General features: G+C 34.5%; 1 protein-coding gene. It reads left to right on the top strand.

Going from position 1 to position 681, the window contains the following annotated elements:
• The coding region (locus tag C8054_RS32975; protein WP_233220270.1) for a hypothetical protein at positions 1-229 on the top strand (229 nt) is incomplete at its 5' end.
• Positions 230-681: the final 452 nt, after the last annotated feature.

Genomic DNA, 681 nt, shown 5'->3' with positions numbered 1-681 from the left:
ACTTCCTTGGCTGGTCAGGCTGGGAGACCAGCTAAAACCAGCTACTTCCAGCTTAAACCAGCTAAAGCCAGACAGCCAGCCTAGGCTGGTGCTTTTAATTTCCTATTTAGAGTATAATTTCTTTCCTTCTTTCTTTCTTTCTTTTTTTCCATTTTTCAATGTTAATAAAAAAAAATACCCATTTATTGTCATTAGTCACTTTAGTATAGGGAACAATTCTCACTATTAACTAGTTGCTTATTAGCATGCCTATTATTAAGACTTTGGCTGTTTATTAGTACTTATAAAGCACATATTCTGCATGACCATATTCTACATCCCTAATCCTACCCAATACCTAAACTTAACAACTACCTTACTAACTATTAATAAGCAGTAAATTAGGAGTTTATTGGGGCAAAAGTTGTAGTTAATTAATACTGAGAACTGGTCCCCAAAGTAAAGAGTAACCAAAATTTGGATAACACTGTAGTATAGAGACCAGTTATCACTATTAACTAGTTGTTCATTAGTATGCATATTACTAGCATAGTGGTTGTTTATTAATACTTATAAAGCACATATTAATGCCTTATTCTATCCACTTTTTTCTTCCCGAAAGAGTGGCATTGGCATTTGTAAATTTGATGGGTCTGGCTTCCGGTCTCATCTGCGTCCAGCTATTTTTAGCTGTACAAAACA

The sequence above is a fragment of the Micromonospora sp. RP3T genome (genome assembly GCF_003027925.1).
Classification (GTDB): domain Bacteria; phylum Actinomycetota; class Actinomycetes; order Mycobacteriales; family Micromonosporaceae; genus Micromonospora.
The sequence above is the reverse complement of the archived record's forward strand: the minus strand, read 5'-3'. Positions and strand labels throughout refer to the sequence as shown.